Here is a 20,322-nt window from a genome sequence, read left to right as displayed (position 1 = left end):
CGACCCCTTACAGCTTCATCAGGCTGGCGTCGTCGACCGAGGCCGAGTGGCGGGTACGGAACAGCGACACGATGATCGCGAGCCCGACCACGACCTCCGCGGCGGCGACGACCATCGTGAAGAAGGCGATGATCTGGCCGTCGAGATTGCCGTGCATGCGGGAGAAGACGACGAACGCGAGGTTGCAGGCGTTGAGCATCAGCTCGACGCACATGAAGACGACGATCGCATTTCGTCTGATCAGCACACCGGTGGCGCCGATCGTGAACAACAAGGCGGCGAGGTAGAGGTAGTAGACCGGGTTCACTTCGACGCCTCCTCGGGCCGCTTGAGGTTCTCCGGCTCGATCGGGGTCCGCTCCAGCCGTTCCTCGGCACGCTGTTCCAGGGCCCGCAGGTCGTTGAGGGCCTCCGCGGACACGTCACGGATCTGGCCGCGGTCGCGCAGCGTCTTGTTGACCGTGAGCTCGGACGGGGTGCCGTCGGGCAGCAGGCCGGCGATGTCGACGGCGTTGTGCCGGGCGTAGACGCCGGGGGCGGGCAGCGGCGGCAGGTGCTTGCCGTCGCGGACGCGCTGTTCGGACTGCTCGCGCTGGGTCTTGGCGCGCTCGGTGCGCTCGCGGTGGGTGAGCACCATGGCGCCCACGGCCGCGGTGATGAGCAGGGCACCGGTGATTTCGAAGGCGAACACGTACTTGGTGAAGATGAGGGCGGCGAGGCCCTCCACATTGCCGTTGGCGTTGGCCTGGCCGGTGCCGTTGAAGTTCTTGAGGGAGGCGTTGGCGATGCCCGAGAAGAGCAGGACGCCGAAGCCGACCCCACACAGAAGGGCCAGCCAGCGCTGGCCCTTGATGGTCTCGGTCAGGGAGTCGGCGGCGGTCACGCCGACCAGCATCACCACGAAGAGGAACAGCATCATGATCGCGCCGGTGTAGACGACGATCTGCACGATGCCCAGGAAGTAGGCGCCGTTGGCGAGGTAGAACACCGCCAGGATGATCATGGTGCCGGCGAGACAGAGGGCACTGTGCACGGCCCTCTTCATGAGGACGGTACCCAGGGCGCCGAGCACAGCGACGGTGCCGAGCACCCAGAACTGGAAGGCCTCGCCGGTGGAGGTGGCGTAGGCGGCGAGCTGCGGGCCCATCATGCCTCCACCCCCTCTTCCTCTTCCTCCGGCTTCTCGCCCTTCGAGACGGCCACCTGCTGGACGGTCCCGGGCGCGGCCTCGGTCACCAGACCCCGGTAGTAGTCCTGTTCGTCGGTGCCCGGGAAGATCGCGTGCGGGCTGTCGACCATGCCCTCCTCGAGGCCGGCGAGCAGCTGCTCCTTGGTGTAGATGAGGTTGGCGCGGCTGGTGTCGGCGAGCTCGAACTCGTTGGTCATCGTGAGCGCGCGCGTGGGGCACGCCTCGATGCACAGACCGCACAGGATGCAGCGGGCGTAGTTGATCTGGTAGACGCGGCCGTAGCGCTCGCCCGGCGAGTAGCGCTCCTCGTCGGTGTTGTCGCCGCCCTCCACGTAGATGGCGTCGGCGGGGCAGGCCCAGGCGCACAGTTCGCAGCCGACGCACTTCTCCAGGCCGTCCGGATGGCGGTTGAGCTGGTGCCGTCCGTGGAACCGCGGAGCCGTGGTCTTCTTCTGCTCCGGGTACTGCTCGGTCAGCCGCTTCTTGAACATGGCCTTGAAGGTCACGCCGAAGCCGGCCACGGGGTTCAGGAAACCGGGCTCGGTCTCCTTGGGCTCCTCAGCCATCGGACGCCTCCTTTCCATCCGTAGATCCGTCACTGACAGTGTCCGGTCCACCACTGACAATCAGCTCCCGCTCCCGGCGCGGACTACGCCGGGGCACCGGCGGCAGCTCCTGTCCGGGCAGCGGCGGCACGGGGAACCCGCCTGCCATCGGGTCGAACGCGACCGGCTCGGCGGCGGGCTGGGCGCCCTCCCTGCCGCCCTTGTCGCGGAACATGTCGACGACGAAGGACAGGACCAGCAGAGCGAGGATTCCGCCGCCGACGTAGAGGGCGATGTCGGTGAAGCCGTAGTTCTCGTTGCGGAGGGTCCGTACGGTGGCGACGAGCATCAGCCAGACGACCGAGACCGGGATGAGGACCTTCCAGCCGAGCTTCATCAGCTGGTCGTAGCGCACCCGCGGGAGGCTGGCGCGCAGCCAGACGAAGACGAACAGCAGCACGACGACCTTGGCGACGAACCAGAGCATCGGCCACCAGCCGTGGTTGGCGCCCGCCCAGACGGTGCTGATCGGCCAGGGGGCGCGCCAGCCGCCGAGGAACAGCGTCGTCGACACGGCCGCGACCGTCACCATGTTGACGTACTCGGCGAGCATGAACATCGCGAACTTGATCGACGAGTACTCGGTGTTGAAGCCGCCGACCAGGTCGCCCTCGGACTCCGGCATGTCGAAGGGGGCGCGGTTGGTCTCGCCGACCATGGTGACGACGTAGATGATGAACGAGACCGGCAGCAGCACGATGTACCAGCGGCCCTGCTGCTGGTCGACGATCGTGGACGTCGACATCGAGCCCGAGTACAGGAACACCGACGCGAACGCGGCGCCCATGGCGATCTCGTAGGAGATCATCTGCGCGCAGGAGCGCAGGCCGCCGAGGAGCGGGTAGGTGGATCCGGAGCTCCAGCCGGCGAGAACGATGCCGTAGATGCCGACGGAGGCGACCGCGAGGATGTAGAGCATCGCGATCGGCAGGTCGGTGAGCTGCATCGTGGTGCGGTGGCCGAAGATCGAGACCTCGTTGTCGGCCGGTCCGAACGGGATGACCGCGATGGCCATGAACGCCGGGATGGCCGCGACGATCGGCGCGAGGATGTAGACGGCCTTGTCGGCGCGTTTGACGATGAGGTCTTCCTTGAGCATCAGCTTCACGCCGTCGGCGAGCGACTGGAGCATGCCCCAGGGGCCATGCCGGTTGGGGCCGATGCGCAGCTGCATCCAGGCGATGACCTTGCGCTCCATGACGATGGAGACCAGCACGGTCACCATCAGGAAGGCGAAGCAGAAGACCGCCTTGACGACGACCAGCCACCAGGGGTCGCGGCCGAACATGGAGAGGTCTTCAGCAGCGAGGTACGGGTTCATGCCTCCACCTCCTTGGGGGCCTCACCGGCGGTGGCCGCCGGGCCGATGCGGACGAGGGAGCCGGGCTGCGCCCCGGTGTCGGAGGCGACACCGCCGCCCACGGAGTTCAGCGGGAGCCAGACCACGCGGTCGGGCATCTCGGTGATCCTGAGCGGAAGTTCGACGGTGCCGGCACTCGAGGTGACGGCGACCAGGTCGCCGTTCCCGATGCCGGCCTCGGCGGCGGTCGCGGCGGACAGGCGGGCGTGGGCGGTGTGCCGGGTGCCGGCGAGGGCCTCGTCGCCTTCCTGGAGAACACCCTGGTCGAGCAGGAGCCGGTGTCCGGCCAGCACGGCCTCCCCGGCCGCCGGCCGCGGCAGCGGTCCCGCCGTCTCCAGCGGCTCGGAGGCCTTCGGCCCGTCCCAGGCGCCGAGCCGGTCGAGCTCCGCGCGCGTGGTGCGCAGGTCGGGCAGGCCGAGGTGGACGTCCATGGCGTCGGCGAGCATCTGCAGCACGCGCGCGTCGGTGGGCGCGAGCCGCCGGGTCATCTGCTCGGGCTTGAGCGCGGCCTCGAAGAACCGCACCCGGCCTTCCCAGTTGAGGAAGGTGCCGGCCTTCTCGGCGACGGCGGCGACCGGGAGGACGACATCGGCGCGCTCGGTGACCTCGCTGGGCCGCAGCTCCAGCGAGACCAGGAAGCCGACGGCTTCGAGTGCCGCACGCGCGCGCGTGGGGTCGGGCAGGTCGGTGACCTCGACGCCGGCGACCAGCAGGGCGGAGAGTTCGCCGCGGGCGGCGGCCTCGATGATCTGGCCGGTGTCACGGCCGTAGCGGAGCGGGAGTTCGGACACGCCCCAGGCGGCGGCGACCTCGTCCCGCGCGCGTGGATCGGTGGCCGGGCGGCCGCCGGGCAGCAGCGACGGCAGCGCGCCCGCCTCGACCGCGCCGCGCTCACCGGCTCGGCGCGGGATCCACACCAGCTGTGCGCCGGTGGCGGTGGCGGCCCGTACGGCGGCGGTCAGGCCGCCGACGACCGATGCCAGCCGCTCGCCGACGACGATCACCGCGCCCTCGGTGCGCAGCGCCTCGGCGGCCTGGGTACCGGGCTCCTCCAGGCCGACACCGCTCGCGAGCGCGTCCAGCCATTCGGTCTCGGTGCCGGGCGCGGCCGGCAGCAGCGTGCCGCCGGTCTTCTCCAGACCGCGGGTGACGTGCGTGGCGAGCGAGAACACCCTCTGCTTGTGCTTGCGCCAGGCCTTGCGCAGCCGCAGGAAGACGCCGGGCGCCTCCTCCTCCGACTCGAACCCGACCAGCAGGACGGCGGGCGCCTGTTCCAGCGAGGTGTAGGTGACGCCCGTACCGTCGAGGTCGCGGCCGCGGCCTGCGATCCGGGCGGCCAGGAAGTCGGCCTCCTCGCTGCTGTGCACGCGCGCGCGGAAGTCGATGTCGTTGGTGTCGAGCGCCACGCGCGCGAACTTGCTGTACGCGTAGGCGTCCTCGACGGTGAGCCGGCCGCCGGTGAGGACGCCGGCCCGGGACCGGGCCGCGGCCAGTCCCTGGGCGGCCGCGTCGAGCGCCTCCGGCCAGGAGGCGGGTTCGAGCACGCCCTGCGCGTTGCGGACCAGCGGGGTCTCCAGGCGGCCCTTCTGCTGCGCGTACCGGAACGCGAAGCGTCCCTTGTCGCAGATCCACTCCTCGTTGACCTCGGGGTCGTTGGCGGCGAGCCGCCGCATGACCTTGCCGCGCCGGTGGTCGGTGCGGGTGGCGCAGCCGCCCGAGCAGTGCTCGCACACGGACGGTGAGGAGATCAGGTCGAAGGGGCGGGAGCGGAAGCGATACGCCGCCGAGGTCAGCGCGCCCACCGGGCAGATCTGGATGGTGTTCCCGGAGAAGTACGACTCGAACGGGTCGCCCTCGCCGGTGCCCACCTGCTGCAGCGCGCCGCGTTCCAGGAGCTCGATCATCGGGTCGCCGGCGACCTGGTTGGAGAACCGGGTGCAGCGCGCGCACAGCACGCACCGCTCGCGGTCGAGGAGCACCTGGGTGGAGATGGGGAGGGGCTTCTCGTAGGTGCGCTTCTTGCCGTCGAAACGGGACTCGGCGTTGCCGTGCGACATCGCCTGGTTCTGCAGCGGGCACTCGCCGCCCTTGTCGCAGACCGGGCAGTCCAGCGGGTGGTTGATGAGCAGCAGCTCCATCACCCCGTGCTGGGCCTTCTCGGCGGCCGGGGAGGTGAGATGGGTCTTCACCACCATGCCGTCGGTGCAGGTGATCGTGCAGGACGCCATGGGCTTGCGCTGGCCCTCGACCTCGACGATGCACTGCCGGCAGGCGCCGGCCGGGTCCAGCAGGGGGTGGTCGCAGAAGCGCGGGATCTCGATGCCGAGCTGCTCGGCGGCGCGGATGACCAGGGTGCCCTTGGGCACGCTGATCTCCACGCCGTCGATCGTCAGCGTGACGAGGTCCTGCGGCGGGACCGCCGCCGTCCCCCCCGAGGAGGGGGAACTCGTGGTCACGGTCATGCGTTCACCTCCGGGCGGTCCGCCCAGGCCGTCGACTTGGCCGGGTCGAAGGGGCAGCCCCGGCCCGTGATGTGCTGTTCGTACTCCTCGCGGAAGTACTTCAGCGAGGAGAAGATCGGGGACGCGGCGCCGTCGCCGAGGGCGCAGAACGACTTGCCGTTGATGTTGTCGGCGATGTCGTTCAGCTTGTCGAGGTCGGACATCACGCCCTTGCCGGCCTCGATGTCGCGCAGCAACTGCACCAGCCAGTAGGTGCCTTCGCGGCACGGGGTGCACTTGCCGCAGGACTCGTGCGCGTAGAACTCGGTCCAGCGGGTGACGGCGCGCACGACGCAGGTGGTCTCGTCGAAGCACTGGAGGGCCTTGGTGCCGAGCATGGAACCGGCCGCCCCCACCCCTTCGTAGTCGAGCGGGACGTCGAGGTGCTCGTCGGTGAACATGGGCGTCGAGGAGCCGCCCGGCGTCCAGAACTTCAGGCGGTGGCCGGTGCGCATCCCCCCGCTCATGTCCAGGAGCTGGCGCAGGGTGATGCCGAGCGGTGCCTCGTACTGGCCGGGGCTGGTGACGTGGCCGCTCAGCGAGTAGAGCGTGAAGCCGGGTGACTTCTCGCTCCCCATCGACCTGAACCAGTCCTTGCCCTTTTGCAGGATGGCGGGAACCGAGGCGATGGACTCGACGTTGTTCACAACAGTCGGGCAGGCATAGAGCCCTTCGACAGCCGGGAAGGGGGGACGCAGTCGCGGTTGACCACGACGGCCTTCGAGCGAGTCGAGCAGTGCGGTCTCCTCACCGCAGATGTACGCGCCGGCGCCGGCGTGCACGGTGAGGTCCAGGTCGAGACCGCTGCCCAGGATGTTCTCGCCGAGGTAGCCGGCCTCGTAGGCCTCGCGCACGGCCTCGTGCAACCGCCGCAGGACGGGCACGACTTCACCACGCAGATAGATGAAGGCATGCGACGACCGGATGGCATAACACGCGATCACGATGCCCTCTACGAGGCTGTGCGGGTTCGCGAAGAGGAGCGGGATGTCCTTGCAGGTCCCGGGCTCCGACTCGTCGGCGTTGACAACCAGATAGTGCGGTTTGCCGTCTCCCTGCGGAATGAACTGCCACTTCATCCCGGTGGGGAATCCCGCGCCGCCCCGGCCGCGCAGCCCGGACTCCTTGACGTAGGCGATCAGGTCGTCCGGTGACATGGCGAGCGCCTTGCGCAGGCCCTCGTATCCGTCGTGCCGCCGGTAGACGTCCAGCGTCCAGGACCGGTCCTCGTCCCAGAAGGCCGACAGCACGGGCGCGAGCAGCTTCTCGGGACTGGTGTCCTTGAGATCGGGTACCACCGTCATCACTCCCCCTCCTCTGCGGCAGGCCCTGCCGGGTGCGACGGGTCGGAGGCCGAGGTCTCCTGCGGCGCGTCATGGGAACTGAGGTGCTCGGCCGGCGACGGCTCGTGCACCGTCCGGCTCTGCGCTCCCGGGCGCGGATGGACCACGCGCGCGGGTGCGGACTCTCCCCTGGCCAGGTGGAGGCCGACCAGCGAGGCGGGTCCGGCGCTTCCGCTCTCCTCGACGGCCCCGGGCCGCTCGTCGGGGAAGCCGGCCAGGATCCGCGCGGTCTCCTTGAAGGTGCACAGCCGGGCCCCGCGCGTGGGCTCGACGTCCCGGCCCGCGCGCAGGTCGTCGACCAGGCGCCGGGCGCTCGCCGGGGTCTGGTTGTCGAAGAACTCCCAGTTGACCATCACGACCGGCGCGAAGTCGCAGGCCGCGTTGCACTCGATGTGCTCCAGGGTGACGCTGCCGTCGTCGGTGGTCTCGCCGTTACCGATGCCCAGGTGCTCCTGGAGGGTCTCGAAGATGGCGTCGCCGCCCATCACCGCGCACAGCGTGTTGGTGCAGACACCCACCTGGTAGTCGCCGGAGGGCTTGCGCCGGTACATCGTGTAGAAGGTGGCGACCGCGGTGACCTCCGCCGTGGTCAGCTTCAGCACGTCGGCGCAGAACTGCATGCCGGTGCGGGTGACATGCCCCTCCTCCGACTGCACGAGATGCAGCAACGGCAGCAGCGCGGACCGGGAGTCGGGGTAGCGCGCGATGATGTCGCGCGCGTCCGTCTCCAGTCGGGCCCGGACGTCGTCCGGATAGGCGGGCGCGGGCAGCTCGGGCATGCCCAGGCTGACGCCCCGCTCCGAAGAAGAGGTGTTCACCGGTCGACGCCTCCCAGTACCGGGTCGATGGACGCGATGACGACGATGACGTCGGCGACCTGGCCGCCCTCACACATCGCCGCGATGGCCTGCAGGTTGGCGAAGGACGGGTCGCGGAAGTGGACCCGGTAGGGGCGGGTGCCGCCGTCGGAGACGACGTGCGCCCCGAGTTCGCCCTTGGGTGACTCGATGGCCGTGTAGACCTGCCCGGGCGGGACCCGGAAGCCCTCGGTGACCAGCTTGAAGTGGTGGATCAGGGCCTCCATGGAGGTGCCCATGATCTTCTTGATGTGGTCGAGGGAGTTGCCGAGTCCGTCGGGTCCCAGGGCGAGCTGGGCGGGCCAGGCGATCTTCTTGTCGGCGACCATGACCGGCCCGGGCTGGAGCCGGTCCAGGCACTGTTCGACGATCCTGAGCGACTGGCGCATCTCCTCCAGGCGGATCAGGAAACGGCCGTAGGCGTCCGAGGTCTCGGCGACGGCGACGTCGAAGTCGTAGTTCTCGTAGCCGCAGTAGGGCTGGGACTTGCGCAGGTCGTGCGGCAGGCCGGTGGCCCGCAGGATCGGGCCGGTGGCGCCGAGGGCCATGCAGCCGGCCAGGTCGAGATAGCCGATGCCCTGCATACGGCCCTTGAAGACGGGGTTCCCGGTGGCGAGCTTGTCGTACTCGGGGAGGTTCTTCCGCATCTTCTTGATGAACTCGCGGATCTGGTCGACCGCGCCGGGCGGCAGGTCCTGGGCGAGTCCGCCGGGGCGGATGTACGCGTGGTTCATCCGCAGGCCGGTGATGAGCTCGAAGAGGTCGAGAATCATTTCACGATCACGGAAACCGTAGATCATGAGCGTGGTGGCGCCCAGCTCCATGCCGCCGGTGGCGATGGCGACCAGGTGCGAGGACATCCGGTTCAGCTCCATCAGGAGCACCCGGATGATCGTGGCGCGGTCGGGGACCTGGTCCTCGACGCCGAGGAGTTTCTCGACGGCGAGACAGTAGGCGGTCTCGTTGAAGAAGGACGTCAGGTAGTCCATGCGCGTGACGAAGGCGGAGCCCTGCGTCCACGTGCGGTACTCGAGGTTCTTCTCGATGCCGGTGTGCAGATAGCCGACGCCGCAGCGGGTCTCGGTGACGGTCTCGCCGTCGATCTCCAGGATCAGCCGGAGCACCCCATGGGTGGAGGGGTGCTGGGGACCCATGTTGACGACGATGCGTTCGTCGTCGGCGCGGGCCGCGGACTGGACGATCTCGTCCCAGTCGCCACCGGTGACCGTATATACGGTGCCCTCGGTGGTCTCGCGCGCCGAGGCGGTCGACGCGGCGGATGCTGACTGTGTGCTCACGAGTACGACCTCCGCTGGTCCGGAGCCGGGATCTGGGCGCCCTTGTACTCGACGGGGATGCCGCCGAGGGGGTAGTCCTTGCGCTGCGGATGGCCCTGCCAGTCGTCCGGCATGAGGATGCGGGTCAGCGCCGGGTGACCGTCGAAGACGATCCCGAAGAAGTCGTAGGTCTCCCGCTCGTGCCAGTCGTTGGTCGGATAGACGGAGACCAGGGACGGGATGTGCGGGTCGGCGTCGGGGGCGCTGACCTCCAGCCGGATCAGCCGGTTGTGGGTGATCGAGCGCAGGTGGTAGACGGCGTGCAGCTCGCGGCCCTTGTCGTGGAGGTAGTGGACACCGCTGACGCCGGTGCACAGCTCGAAGCGGAGCGCGGGGTCGTCGCGCAGGGAACGGGCGACGCGCAGCAGGTGCTCGCGTTCGATGTGGAAGGTGACCTCGCCACGGTCGACGACCGTCTTCTCGATGGCGTTGGCGGGCAGCAGGCCCTGCTCCTCCAGGGCGCCCTCCAGCTCGTCGGCGACCTCGTCGAACCAACCGCCGTACGGGCGGGTCGCCGGTCCGGGGAGCCGGACGGAGCGGACCAGGCCGCCGTAGCCGGAGGTGTCGCCGCCGTTGCTGGCGCCGAACATGCCGCGCTGGACGCGGATCTCCTCGCCGCCCTGGCCGCGCTGGCCGGGGAGGTTGTCGGCGGCGAGGTCCTTCTCGGGATTGGCCCCGTTGTGGCCGTTCGCGTCGCTCACCGCAGCAGCCCCTTCATCTCGATCGTGGGCAGGGCCTTGAGCGCCGCCTCCTCCGCCTCGCGGGCCGCTTCCTGCGCGTTGACGCCGAGCTTGCCGTTCTGGATCTTCTGGTGGAGCTTGAGGATCGCGTCCAGCAGCATCTCGGGGCGGGGCGGGCAGCCGGGCAGGTAGATGTCGACCGGGACGATGTGGTCGACGCCCTGGACGATGGCGTAGTTGTTGAACATGCCGCCCGAGGAGGCGCAGACGCCCATGGAGATCACCCACTTCGGGTTGGGCATCTGGTCGTAGACCTGCCGCAGCACCGGCGCCATCTTCTGGCTGACCCGGCCGGCGACGATCATCAGGTCGGCCTGGCGCGGTGAGCCGCGGAAGACCTCCATGCCGAACCGTGCCAGGTCGTACCGGCCCGCGCCCGCCGTCATCATTTCGAAGGCGCAGCAGGCGAGGCCGAAGGTGGCGGGGAAGACGGACGCCTTGCGCACCCAGCCCGCGGCCTGCTCGACGGTGGTCAGCAGGAAACCGCTCGGCAGCTTTTCTTCGAGTCCCATGACTTAAAAGCCCCTCAGTCCCATTCCAGGCCGCCGCGCCGCCATACGTACGCGTACGCGACGAAGACGGTGAGCACGAAGAGCAGCATCTCCACGAGCCCGAAAACACCCAGGGCGTCGAAGGTGACGGCCCAGGGGTAGAGGAAGACGATCTCGATGTCGAAGACGATGAAGAGCATCGCCGTCAGGTAGTACTTGATCGGGAAACGCCCGCCGCCGGCCGGCGTGGGGGTCGGCTCGATTCCGCACTCGTAGGCTTCGAGCCTGGCGCGGTTGTACCGCTTCGGACCGATCAGCGTGGCCATGACCACGGAGAAGATCGCAAAGCCTGCCCCGAGGGCTCCCAGTACGAGGATGGGCGCATACGCGTTCACCGCTCCTCGCTCCTCTCAGTCGGCACTGACTGGTGGCGGTTCGACCGGGCCCACTTGCCTCATCCGTCACACGAACCCCGCGCGTCCCGGGCGAAGATCGCGAACATGTGAAGCAGGTCACAAGCCCAGCTGCCTCGCATCTTATGCCCGTCGCTCTGTGATCTGCGACACGGGGTATTACACAAGCTTTGTGATCTCCACCACCTGACGATCGATCATGAAGTCGGATGAGTGGTGATCTTCGCACTCGAAGCGTTCACCTGATCACCAGAGGTGACATTTTCGACCGTCGACGCAGGCGGGAGGGGGTTTGGAGCAGGCGTCTCCATATCAAGAGGGTTCCCCTGCATGCAAATTCGCGATGGACGGACCGTCTTGATAAAGGACCGCGTTCACACATCAGAGGGAGGTGCGGGGCGCGATGTGGACGCGTGCACACGTTCACGAACTCGGGCGGGCTCGGCCCGCGCACGAGACGCACCCCTCCCGGTAACCGTTCCGTGACCTCCGCCACATTGATGAGAGGCCCCTGAGAACCGGGCTTGGCCAATCATCTCAACCGATGGTAGGTGGGGGGCAATTCGGACGTTATGGCGAAAGAACGTGATCACAGGCGTGATCACGGGCGCCCGCAATGTCCGTTACGGCGTCAATAAGGAATGACAAGCGCGGGATTCCCGGCCCCGATTGAACAACTGTGGCGCACCACACGTTTCTTGAAGATATGAAGGAGCCCCTGGTACCGGTTGTTCCCATGTCCCACACCGCTCACATACGCAGCCACCGGAAACCCCGCCGCAGCGCGACGACAAGCATCGCCGTGCGCGCCGGAGTTGCCAGTGGCGTCCTCGGCATGGCAGCGGCGGGCGCGGCCTCGGCGAGTGCCGCCGAACCCGTGACGCAGACGCTCGAACTGCCCACCCTGACGGCCGACCTGGCCACCCAGGTGGCTCAGTCCGCCGACGCCACACAGCAGGCCGCCGCGAACTACGCGCTGCAGGCCGAGCGCGACGCGGCTGCCGCAAAGGCCGCGAAGCAGGCCAAGTCGGACCTCGCTGACGCGAAGAAGAAGGCCGAGGCCAAGAAGAAGGCCGAGGAGGCCCGCAAGGAGGCCGCTGAGCGCGCCGCCTCGCGCAGCGCCGAGCGGACCACGCTCAGCGCCACCTCCACGAGCTCCAGCGCCTCCACGAGCGCGTCCACGGCGACGGGTTCGGCCGCCGCTGTGGTCGCCTTCGTGAAGGCTCAGATCGGCGACGCCTACGTCTCCGGCGGCACGGGCCCCAACTCGTGGGACTGCTCGGGTCTCGTGCAGGCCGCCTTCAAGTCGGTCGGCGTCAGCCTGCCGCGCGTCTCCCAGGACCAGTCGACGCAGGGCACCCAGGTCTCGCTGAGCAACCTCCAGCCCGGCGACATCCTCTACTGGGGCAGCGCCGGCAGCGCGTACCACGTGGCCGTGTACGTCGGCGACGGCATGTTCGTGGGCGCGCAGAACCCCTCCAGCGGCGTCGGGGAGCACCCGCTGTCGTACGACCCGCCGACCGGCGCGGTGCGGGTGCTCTGACAACAAGGGCGACCTGAGACAACCCGACACAACTCGGGCATCGCACAAGCACGGTAGGGCCGCAGCCGCTCGGGGGCAGCGGCCCTTCCGGCGTGCCGTCCCGCGGCAGGCCGGCCGCGACAGCCCGTGGTGGCCTGCGGTGGCCCTGCGGCGCCCCCGTGGCGGCCCAACCCCCACCGCGGGCCTGCCACCGCGGCGCACCCCCACCGCCGGCCGTCCTGCCACCCCGGGCCGTCCTGCCACTGCGGGCCGCGCTACCACCGCGGTCGCCCTACCACCGCGGGCGCCCTGCCGCCGTGCGTCGTCACCCTTGACGCCGGTTTTCCACAGCCCCCCCGCCAGGGTTTTCCACAGGCCTGCCCGTGATCCGGTGGCTCCTGGGATCCTCGATGCATGCCGCTCGCACGGAGCGGCCCGAGACCCGAGAAGGGGACACCGCGATGCCACGCGTCTTCGTCCAGGGAAACCCCATGGACTACTACCCCCGTCACGCCCCCGAGGCCCGGCGCGGTTCGGTGCGCCGGATCACCGAGACCGGCGAGGAGGTCCTGCACAAGCCGTGCCGGGACGTCACGGAGTTCGGACCCGATCTCGCCGCACTCATCGACGACATGTTCCTCACCATGTACATCGCCGAGGGAGCCGGTCTCGCCGCCAACCAAGTCGGGGTCGATCTGCGGTTGTTCGTGTACGACTGCCCCGATGACGACGGTGTCCGACATGTCGGTCACATCGTCAATCCCGTCCTGGAGGCACAGGCTCCGGCCGGGCGACGGCTGCTCGACGACAGCGAGGGCTGCCTGTCGGTGCCGGGTGCCGTCATGGACGTACCGCGCCCGGACCGGGCGATCGTGCACGGACTGGACAAGGACGGCGATCCGCTCACCCTGGAGGGAACGGGGTATTTCGCCCGCTGCCTCGCGCACGAGACCGACCATGTGAACGGACGCGTGTATCTCGACCGGCTCTCCGGGCGGGAGCGGAAGGAGGCACTGCGGCAGGTGGCGGCCCGGCGGGAGGAGGTCTACGCCCGCAGAGCCGCCAATATCGAGGCGCTCACCGCCTAGCGGCGCTCACCTCTTGCCGGCACTCACCTTGTAGCGGCGCTCACGCCTTCGGGGCCACCTTGCTCAGGCCGTTGATGATGCGGTCCATCGCGTCACCGCCGGTCGGGTCGGTGAGGTTCGCCAGGAGCTTCAGGGTGAACTTCATCAGCAGCGGGTGGGTCAGGCCGCGCTGGGCCGCGATCTGCATGACCTTCGGGTTGCCGATGAGCTTCACGAAGGCACGGCCCAGCGTGTAGTAGCCGCCGTAGGTGTCCTTGAGGACGCGCGGGTAGCGCTGCAGGGCCATCTCCCGCTGGCCCGGCGTGGCCCGCGCGTGCGCCTGGACGATGACGTCGGCGGCGATCTGACCGGATTCCATGGCGTAGGCGATGCCCTCGCCGTTGAAGGGATTCACCAGGCCGCCGGCGTCGCCGACGAGGAGCAGGCCGCGCGTGTAGTGGGGCTGGCGGTTGAAGGCCATGGGGAGGGCCGCGCCGCGGATCGGGCCGGTCATGTTCTCCGGGGTGTAGCCCCAGTCGGCGGGCATGGAGGCGCACCAGGCCTTGAGGACCTCGCGCCAGTCCAGTTCCTTGAAGGAGTCGGAGGTGTTCAGGACACCGAGGCCGACGTTGGAGGTGCCGTCGCCCATGCCGAAGATCCAGCCGTAGCCCGGCAGCAGACGGTCCTGGGGGCCGCGGCGGTCCCAGAGCTCCAGCCAGGACTCCAGGTAGTCGTCCTCGTGACGGGGGGAGGTGAAGTAGGTCCGTACGGCCACGCCCATCGGGCGGTCCTCGCGGCGGTGCAGGCCCATCGCGAGGGAGAGCCGGGTGGAGTTGCCGTCGGCGGCCACGACGAGCGGCGCGTGGAAGGTGACTTCGCGCTTCTCCTCGCCGAGCTTGGCGTGCACACCGGTGATCCGGCCGGTGCGGTCGTCGATGATCGGGGCGCCGACGTTGCAGCGCTCGAAGAGGCGGGCGCCCGCCTTCTGCGCCTGACGGGCGAGCTGTTCGTCGAAGTCGTCGCGTTTGCGGACCAGACCGTAGTCGGGGAAGGAGGCGAGATCCGGCCAGTCCAGCTGGAGGCGGGTGCCGCCGCCGACGATGCGCAGGCCCTTGTTGCGCAGCCAGCCGGCCTCCTCGGAGATGTCGATGCCCATGGCGACCAGCTGCTTGACCGCGCGCGGGGTCAGGCCGTCGCCGCACACCTTCTCGCGGGGGAACTCGGTCTTCTCCAGCAGGAGCACGTCGAGACCGGACTTGGCGAGGTGGTACGCCGTCGTGGAGCCGGCTGGCCCCGCGCCGACGACGATGACATCGGCGGTGTTTTCGGAGAGGGGCTCGGTCACGACAGGGTCTCCCAAGGCTCGAAATCTGCGTGCCGACCGGCACTGGACATGGGCAGTCTATTCAGCGGTACTGATCACCCGGCTGAAGGGCTGTCCCTGTGAACCGAGCTCTCCCCGCGGTACGGCTGCGTGTGCCCACGCACGAGGACGCGTTCGCCTGGTACCGGGTCTTCGACGACCCGGACGTCATGGAGTTCCACGGCGGCAGGTCCGCGGAACTGTCCGCCTACGAGGAGCTCACCGCCCGGCAGCGCCGGCACGACGCGGAGTTCGGTTTCTGCCTGTGGACGATGGCGGACGAGTCCGGGCGGGTCATCGGCTTCACCGGCGCCCAGCCGTGGCCGCAGGACTGGGGACCCAGGGGCGAGATCGAGATCGGCTGGCGGCTCGGCCGGGAGTACTGGGGCAAGGGGTACGCCACGGCCGCGGCGCTGACGACGCTGGAGCGGCTGCGGGCGGCGGGCGTGCCGAAGGTGGTGGCGATGGTGCGGCCCGGGAACGAGCGGTCGGTCGCGGTGACCCGCCGTCTCGGGATGGAGCTCGCGGAGAGGTTTCCGCACCCGCGGCTCCAGGAGGACGCACTCTGCTTCCGACTGGACCTACAGAGTGGTGACACAGAGTAACGATCTGTTACAGAAAGACACTTGGCGCTTCCGGCTGCCATATGCCGAGGGTTACCCTTCCAGTACCGCTGGGGGTGACATCTGTGCATATAACACCCAAAACACCCGAAGTGCGCGTGCCACGGCTGGTAGGGCTGATGGCCGTGGACGCGCGCGAGACCGCCCAGGCGCGGGGACTGTTCCTCAACGCGCCGGACCGGCCGGACTTCCACCACACGGTCGTCGACTACGTCGTACGCCAGTTCCCGCAGGCCGGTGCCGAGGTGCCGCGGGACTCGTTGGTGTACGTGTGGTTCGACTTCGGTGAGGGCGAGGGCGGCGGAGGCGTGCGCGAGCCACGCCTCCCACGGCCACCGACGGGCGGGCTGCAACGGGAGCTGGACCAGCCCGGTGACACCTTCGAGGTGATCGGCGGGTGACGCCCCTGACGAGGCGCAGGCCTCCCGGAAGCGGGCTCAGGCCTCCTTGAAGCCCCGGTGCAGGGCGACGACCCCGCCGGTGAGGTTGCGCCAGGCCACCTTGGACCAGCCCGCCTCGCGCAGCCGTCCGGCCAGCGCGGGCTGGTCGGGCCAGGCACGGATGGACTCCGCGAGGTAGACGTAGGCGTCCGGGTTGGAGGAGACCGCGCGGGCGACCGGCGGCAGCGCGCGCATCAGGTACTCGGTGTAGACGGTCCGGAAGGGCGCCCAGGTGGGGTGCGAGAACTCGCAGATCACCACCCGGCCGCCGGGCCGCGTCACCCGGTACATCTCCCGCAGGGCTGCGTCGGTGTCCTGGACGTTGCGCAGGCCGAAGGAGATCGTCACGGCGTCGAAGGTGTCGTCCTTGAACGGCAGCCTGGTGGCGTCCCCGGCGGTGAAGGGCATCCAGGCGGTGCGCCGCTTGCCGACCTGGAGCATCCCGAGGGAGAAGTCGCAGGGCACGACGTAGGCGCCGGCCCGGACGAACGGCTGGGAGGAGGTGCCCGTGCCGGCCGCCAGGTCGAGGACCTTCTGCGCGGGCCGCGCGTCCACCGCCCGGGCGACCTCCTTCCGCCAGTGCCGGTCCTGGCCGAGCGACAGCACGTCGTTGGTCAGGTCGTACCGTTCCGCCACGTCGTCGAACATAGAGGCGACTTCGTGCGGCTGCTTGTTCAGGGAGGCGCGGGTCACCTCGCCATTCTTGCAGCCCGCGGTCACGGCAGAAGCCGGGGCTTCTTCTTCGCCGCCACGTCCTCCACCCAGCCGCACAACAGGATGAACACCGCGATCAGGATCCAGCCGACGCCGAACATGAACCACTGGCTGTCCAGCGGGAGCCACTTCTCGAACGCCGGCACGTTCCACATCCGGTCGATCAGCGGGACCGCCAGGATCAGCGCGATCTCGTGCCAGAGGTAGATCGTCACCGCGCGGGCGTTGAAGACGGTGACCGTCCGGTCCAGCCGCCTGAAGCGGGTGAGCCAGGCGAAGTCGATCCTGAAGTACGCCTTCGCCCACATCAGCAGCAGCACGAACCCGGCCGACCAGAAGGCCTGCGCGAGGGGGTTCTCGTCCAGGTCGTAGGTGCCGAAGTCGGCCTGGTGCGAGAAGGCGTACCAGCCGCCGTACCCCATCGCGGCGAGCGAGGCGACGACCACCAGGGCCGGCTTCGTCCGCTGGAGCACGCCGTCGCGGTGGGCGAAGCCGAGGATCCAGCAGAAGAGGTACGTCGACAGGTCCCACAGGGCGCTGCCGAGCCGGTTGTCCGGGCCCGACCAGACGAAGTTCAGGATCAGGATCGGGACGAGCGTCAGGACGAGGACCGGTACCGGCGCCTTGCGGAAGATCCACAGCAGGGCCGGGGAGAGGAGGACGAACCAGAGGTACGTCCGCAGGTACCAGAGGATCTCCCAGGCCTGCTCGCCCCACGCGTTGCCCGGCGGGTCGCCGAGCGGCACGACCCAGTAGACGATCTGCCAGCCCGGCATCCAGTCGTGGACCAGCATCGCCAGCACGACGAAGAGGCCCCAGAACCAGAACGGCGGGAGGAGGCGGCGCAGCCTGCTCTTGACCACCTTGAGCGCCGGACGCTCCAGGGACTTCGCCATCAGCGTGCCGGCCAGGCCGAACATGATGCCCATGGAGGGGAACACCATGCCGCACCAGGCCCAGCCGAAGGTGTGATAGGTGACGACACGGATCAGGGCGACCGCGCGGAGGGTGTCGAAGTAGCGGTCCCTGCCCGGGGGCTTGGGCTGCGGATCGGGAGCGGGTGCCGGTTCCTCGACAGGAGACTCCGGCGCCGGCGCCGCCGCGGACTCGGACTCGGACTCCGGTTCCACCGCCAGGAGCGGGGCCGTCTGCTCCGCCACCGGGGCGGGCCCGTACTCGACGTACTGCTGTTGCTGCGGATACGGCTGTTGCGCGTACTGCTGCTGGCCGTACTGCGACTGCTGACCGTACTGCGGTTGCTGGCCGTAGCCGCCGTGGTCGTAGCCGTACCCCTGCTGATACGGGTTCTGCTGGTCCCAGGTCATCAGCCGCTCACCCCCGCCGGGGTGCCTACCTCGCCGGTGCGCTTGAGTTTCTGCCAGCGCAGGCGACCGCCGGTGAGGGCGGTGATGCAGGAGTGGATGAGGACGAGGTACATCATCTGACGGTAGGCCAGCTGCTGGAGCGGCATCATCAGGAGGTAGCGGTACCGCTCCTTGTCCAGCCGGAACGCGTAAGCGGCACATCCCAGTTGGATGCCGAGGACCGCCAGCCAGGCCAGCAGGGCCGCCTCGAAGTCGACGAAGATCATGGAGTAGACCGTGAAGACGTCGATGAGCGGGGCGAAGACGGGCGTGACGATCTGGAAGAGGACCACCAGCGGCATGCCCACCCGGCCGAAGCGGCCCGACGGGCCTTTGTCCGTCAGCGACTTGCGGTGCTTCCACAGCGCCTGCATGGTGCCGTACGACCAGCGGTAGCGCTGGGACCACAGCTGCTTGAGCGAACCGGGCGCCTCGGTCCAGGCCTTGGCGTGTTCCTGGTAGACGACCCGCCAGCCCGCGCGGTGCATGGCGATGGTGATGTCGGTGTCCTCGGCGAGGGTGTCCTCGCTCATGCCACCGACCTGGAGCACCGCGTCGCGGCGGAACGCGCCGATCGCGCCGGGGATCGTCGGCATGCAGCGCAGCAGGTCGTACATCCGGCGGTCCAGGTTGAAGCCCATCACGTACTCGATGTGCTGCCAGGCGCCGATGATCGTGTTGCGGTTGCCGACCTTGGCGTTGCCGGCGACCGCGCCGACCTCGGGGTCGGCGAAGGGCTGCACGAGGTGCCGTACCGTCTCCGGCTCGAAGACCGTGTCGCCGTCCATCATCACGACGATGTCGTAACTGGCGCTGCGCACGCCGTTGTTGAGGGCGGCCGGTTTGCCGGCGTTCTCCTGGCGGACGACCCGGACGTTGGTCATGCCGAGCTTGTCGGCGGCGGCGCGGGCGATCTCCGAGGTGCCGTCCGTGGAGCCGTCGTCGACGACGATGACCTCGATCGGGTGGGTGCTCCGCGCCAGCGACTCCAGGGTGTTGGCGATGCACTCCTTCTCGTTGTACGCCGGGACGATCACGCTCACCGGTCCGGTGACCGTCGGCCCCCAGCTGAACCGGCGTCTGTTGCGCAGCCGGTAGTGGCGGCGCGCGATGAGCAGCATCATGCCGAAGCGGCCCATGACCGCGACACCCACGACGAGAAGCAGGACCGACAGCACCGGCAGGGCCCACTCGGCGATCGCGACCGCCACGAGGAGCGCCTTGCCCTCGTAGAGGGTCATGCCGGTGGCGCTGCGGTGGGCAGCCTGGAGGCCGGTGGTGAGGGAGTTGCGGTTGGTGTTGCGGCTGGTGCTGCCGGTGCCTGTGCCGCTGCTCGGGGCGTTCTCGCCGTTGGGGGCGGTTCCACCGGGCGGGGTGCCGGTGCCGTTTCCGCTGCCGGATCCCGTTCCCGTGCCGGAGAGGGCGCCGGCCTCGGCGACTCCCGTGGCGGACGTGCCGCCGCTCCCGCCGGTGCCGCCGGCCCTCGTGGCGGACTGCCCGTTGCCCGTGCCCTGCTTCTGGATGACACCGCTGATGGTGGTGAAGGTGTAGCCCTTCGCCTTCATCTTCTTGATGTACTGCGGCAGCGCCTTGATCGTCTGCGAGCGCTCGCCACCGGCGTCGTGGAAGAGCACCGAGGCGCCCTTGTTCTTCTTCGGCGTGGCCCAGTCGATGATCTTCGAGACGCCCGGCTTCTTCCAGTCGTCGCTGTCGGTGTCGACGAAGACGCTGGTGTAGCCCTCCTTGCCGAGCTTCTGGTACACGGGCCAGCTGTAGTTGTCGATGGCGTCCGTCTCGGAGGAGTACGGCGCGCGGAAGAGGGTCGTCGTGATCCCGGCCGCGCCCGCGAGCGCGAGCTGGGTCTGCTGCATCTCGCGGTTGATCCGGGCGTCGCTCTGGTACGACAGGTCGACGTGCGTGAAGGTGTGGATGCCCACCTCGTTGCCCTGCTCGACCATGGTCTTCACGATGCTCGGGTAGCGCGACACCATCGAGCCGACCAGGAAGAACGTGGCCGGGACGTCGTACTGATCAAGGATCTTGAGGACCTGCGGGGTGTAGGTCGGGTTGGGGCCGTCGTCGAAGGTGAGCGCGATGGTCTTGGAGGGGACCGAGACGGTGGTCGCCTGCCCGCCCCGGAACGTGAGGACCGGGCCACCGTCCAGGACCTTGTCCGGCACCTTGCTGGAGCTGGCGCCGGTGCGGACCCGCTGGTCGCCGCCGACCTCTGCGCGCAGATAGCCGTCGAGCAGCATCACGCAGGTCAGCGCCAGCAGGAGCAGCAGGGCGAGGATGACTCGTGGTTTCTGCAGCGCCGCGGCCCGGCCGGCCGCCCGCTCGATGCGGGAGGGGGCGCGCCTGCGGCCGCGTGAGGACGTCGGTGTAGTCATGGGA

General features: G+C 69.2%; 19 protein-coding genes. 4 read left to right on the top strand and 15 right to left on the bottom strand.

Going from position 1 to position 20,322, the window contains the following annotated elements; genetic code table 11:
- Window positions 1-7 precede the first annotated feature (7 nt).
- The 11 genes from nuoK to ABZ642_RS27540 are packed head-to-tail and all read right to left on the bottom strand — an operon-like array spanning window position 8 to window position 10,817.
- Window positions 8-307: an NADH-quinone oxidoreductase subunit NuoK gene (gene nuoK / locus ABZ642_RS27590; RefSeq protein ID WP_351318021.1), complete on the bottom strand. Its 300-nt coding sequence runs from the start codon at window positions 305-307 to the stop codon at window positions 8-10.
- Window positions 304-1,146, bottom strand: a complete 843-nt coding sequence (locus ABZ642_RS27585) for an NADH-quinone oxidoreductase subunit J (protein WP_360489201.1) — start codon at window positions 1,144-1,146, stop codon at window positions 304-306. The genes nuoK and ABZ642_RS27585 overlap by 4 nt, the downstream gene beginning before the upstream one ends.
- Entirely contained in the window at window positions 1,146-1,754 is a 609-nt protein-coding gene (gene nuoI / locus ABZ642_RS27580; protein WP_360489132.1) for an NADH-quinone oxidoreductase subunit NuoI, read from the bottom strand. Before nuoI ends, ABZ642_RS27585 begins: the two co-directional genes overlap by 1 nt.
- Window positions 1,747-3,114 (bottom strand): NADH-quinone oxidoreductase subunit NuoH, encoded by a 1,368-nt coding sequence (gene nuoH, locus ABZ642_RS27575; RefSeq protein WP_360489131.1) that lies wholly within the window; start codon window positions 3,112-3,114, stop codon window positions 1,747-1,749. The genes nuoI and nuoH overlap by 8 nt, the downstream gene beginning before the upstream one ends.
- Window positions 3,111-5,615: an NADH-quinone oxidoreductase subunit G gene (locus tag ABZ642_RS27570; protein ID WP_360489130.1), complete on the bottom strand. Its 2,505-nt coding sequence runs from the start codon at window positions 5,613-5,615 to the stop codon at window positions 3,111-3,113. Before ABZ642_RS27570 ends, nuoH begins: the two co-directional genes overlap by 4 nt.
- Window positions 5,612-6,961: an NADH-quinone oxidoreductase subunit NuoF gene (gene nuoF, locus ABZ642_RS27565; RefSeq protein ID WP_360489129.1), complete on the bottom strand. Its 1,350-nt coding sequence runs from the start codon at window positions 6,959-6,961 to the stop codon at window positions 5,612-5,614. Before nuoF ends, ABZ642_RS27570 begins: the two co-directional genes overlap by 4 nt.
- Window positions 6,958-7,815 (bottom strand): NADH-quinone oxidoreductase subunit NuoE, encoded by an 858-nt coding sequence (gene nuoE / locus ABZ642_RS27560; protein WP_360489128.1) that lies wholly within the window; start codon window positions 7,813-7,815, stop codon window positions 6,958-6,960. The genes nuoF and nuoE overlap by 4 nt, the downstream gene beginning before the upstream one ends.
- On the bottom strand, window positions 7,812-9,152 hold the full coding sequence (locus tag ABZ642_RS27555) for an NADH-quinone oxidoreductase subunit D (protein ID WP_360489127.1): 1,341 nt from the start codon (window positions 9,150-9,152) through the stop codon (window positions 7,812-7,814). The genes nuoE and ABZ642_RS27555 overlap by 4 nt, the downstream gene beginning before the upstream one ends.
- Window positions 9,149-9,892, bottom strand: coding sequence for an NADH-quinone oxidoreductase subunit C (locus ABZ642_RS27550; protein ID WP_360489126.1), 744 nt, complete (start codon window positions 9,890-9,892; stop codon window positions 9,149-9,151). The genes ABZ642_RS27555 and ABZ642_RS27550 overlap by 4 nt, the downstream gene beginning before the upstream one ends.
- The gene (locus ABZ642_RS27545) at window positions 9,889-10,443 is read right to left on the bottom strand and encodes an NADH-quinone oxidoreductase subunit B family protein (protein WP_360489125.1); all 555 of its coding nucleotides are present in this window, start codon (window positions 10,441-10,443) and stop codon (window positions 9,889-9,891) included. Before ABZ642_RS27545 ends, ABZ642_RS27550 begins: the two co-directional genes overlap by 4 nt.
- A 14-nt stretch (window positions 10,444-10,457) precedes the next feature.
- Window positions 10,458-10,817, bottom strand: coding sequence for an NADH-quinone oxidoreductase subunit A (locus ABZ642_RS27540; RefSeq protein ID WP_086791863.1), 360 nt, complete (start codon window positions 10,815-10,817; stop codon window positions 10,458-10,460).
- Between the two features lie 754 nt (window positions 10,818-11,571).
- On the opposite strand from ABZ642_RS27540, the gene ABZ642_RS27535 reads away from it, so the two are divergent.
- A complete protein-coding gene (locus tag ABZ642_RS27535) occupies window positions 11,572-12,378 on the top strand; it encodes a C40 family peptidase (RefSeq protein WP_360489124.1) in 807 nt (268 codons plus the stop codon).
- 440 nt (window positions 12,379-12,818) lie between these two features.
- Window positions 12,819-13,445 (top strand): peptide deformylase, encoded by a 627-nt coding sequence (def, locus tag ABZ642_RS27530; RefSeq protein ID WP_360489123.1) that lies wholly within the window; start codon window positions 12,819-12,821, stop codon window positions 13,443-13,445.
- A gap of 40 nt (window positions 13,446-13,485) precedes the next feature.
- On the opposite strand, the gene ABZ642_RS27525 is transcribed toward def, so the two are convergent.
- On the bottom strand, window positions 13,486-14,769 hold the full coding sequence (locus ABZ642_RS27525; protein ID WP_360489122.1) for a geranylgeranyl reductase family protein: 1,284 nt from the start codon (window positions 14,767-14,769) through the stop codon (window positions 13,486-13,488).
- A 98-nt stretch (window positions 14,770-14,867) separates the two neighbouring features.
- Between ABZ642_RS27525 and ABZ642_RS27520 the strand changes: the two genes are divergently transcribed.
- Window positions 14,868-15,392, top strand: coding sequence for a GNAT family N-acetyltransferase (locus tag ABZ642_RS27520; RefSeq protein ID WP_360489121.1), 525 nt, complete (start codon window positions 14,868-14,870; stop codon window positions 15,390-15,392).
- Window positions 15,393-15,502: 110 nt separating this feature from the next.
- Complete coding sequence (locus tag ABZ642_RS27515) at window positions 15,503-15,811, top strand: PASTA domain-containing protein (protein ID WP_360489120.1); 309 nt, start codon at window positions 15,503-15,505, stop codon at window positions 15,809-15,811.
- A 36-nt stretch (window positions 15,812-15,847) separates the two neighbouring features.
- Here ABZ642_RS27515 and ABZ642_RS27510 read toward each other — a convergent pair whose 3' ends face one another.
- The 3 genes from ABZ642_RS27510 to ABZ642_RS27500 are packed head-to-tail and all read right to left on the bottom strand — an operon-like array spanning window position 15,848 to window position 20,318.
- A complete protein-coding gene (locus tag ABZ642_RS27510; RefSeq protein ID WP_360489119.1) occupies window positions 15,848-16,543 on the bottom strand; it encodes a demethylmenaquinone methyltransferase in 696 nt (231 codons plus the stop codon).
- A gap of 23 nt (window positions 16,544-16,566) precedes the next feature.
- Entirely contained in the window at window positions 16,567-17,889 is a 1,323-nt protein-coding gene (locus ABZ642_RS27505) for an acyltransferase (protein WP_360489118.1), read from the bottom strand.
- Window positions 17,889-20,318, bottom strand: a complete 2,430-nt coding sequence (locus tag ABZ642_RS27500) for a glycosyltransferase (RefSeq protein ID WP_360489117.1) — start codon at window positions 20,316-20,318, stop codon at window positions 17,889-17,891. Before ABZ642_RS27500 ends, ABZ642_RS27505 begins: the two co-directional genes overlap by 1 nt.
- Between the last annotated feature and the right edge of the window lie 4 nt (window positions 20,319-20,322).

This window comes from Streptomyces sp. NPDC007157 (genome assembly GCF_040634235.1).
Taxonomy (GTDB): domain Bacteria; phylum Actinomycetota; class Actinomycetes; order Streptomycetales; family Streptomycetaceae; genus Streptomyces.
This window is presented reverse-complemented; position numbering and strand designations above follow the sequence as displayed.

Coding starts and splice junctions, on each gene's coding strand:
- ABZ642_RS27500 (WP_360489117.1), bottom strand. CDS start 20,318: ATGACTACACCGACGTCCTCACGCGGCCGCAGGCGCGCCCCCTCCCGC.
- ABZ642_RS27570 (WP_360489130.1), bottom strand. CDS start 5,615: ATGACCGTGACCACGAGTTCCCCCTCCTCGGGGGGGACGGCGGCGGTC.
- nuoH (WP_360489131.1), bottom strand. CDS start 3,114: ATGAACCCGTACCTCGCTGCTGAAGACCTCTCCATGTTCGGCCGCGAC.
- nuoI (WP_360489132.1), bottom strand. CDS start 1,754: ATGGCTGAGGAGCCCAAGGAGACCGAGCCCGGTTTCCTGAACCCCGTG.
- ABZ642_RS27545 (WP_360489125.1), bottom strand. CDS start 10,443: ATGGGACTCGAAGAAAAGCTGCCGAGCGGTTTCCTGCTGACCACCGTC.
- ABZ642_RS27535 (WP_360489124.1), top strand. CDS start 11,572: ATGTCCCACACCGCTCACATACGCAGCCACCGGAAACCCCGCCGCAGC.
- def (WP_360489123.1), top strand. CDS start 12,819: ATGCCACGCGTCTTCGTCCAGGGAAACCCCATGGACTACTACCCCCGT.
- ABZ642_RS27505 (WP_360489118.1), bottom strand. CDS start 17,889: ATGACCTGGGACCAGCAGAACCCGTATCAGCAGGGGTACGGCTACGAC.
- ABZ642_RS27585 (WP_360489201.1), bottom strand. CDS start 1,146: ATGGGCCCGCAGCTCGCCGCCTACGCCACCTCCACCGGCGAGGCCTTC.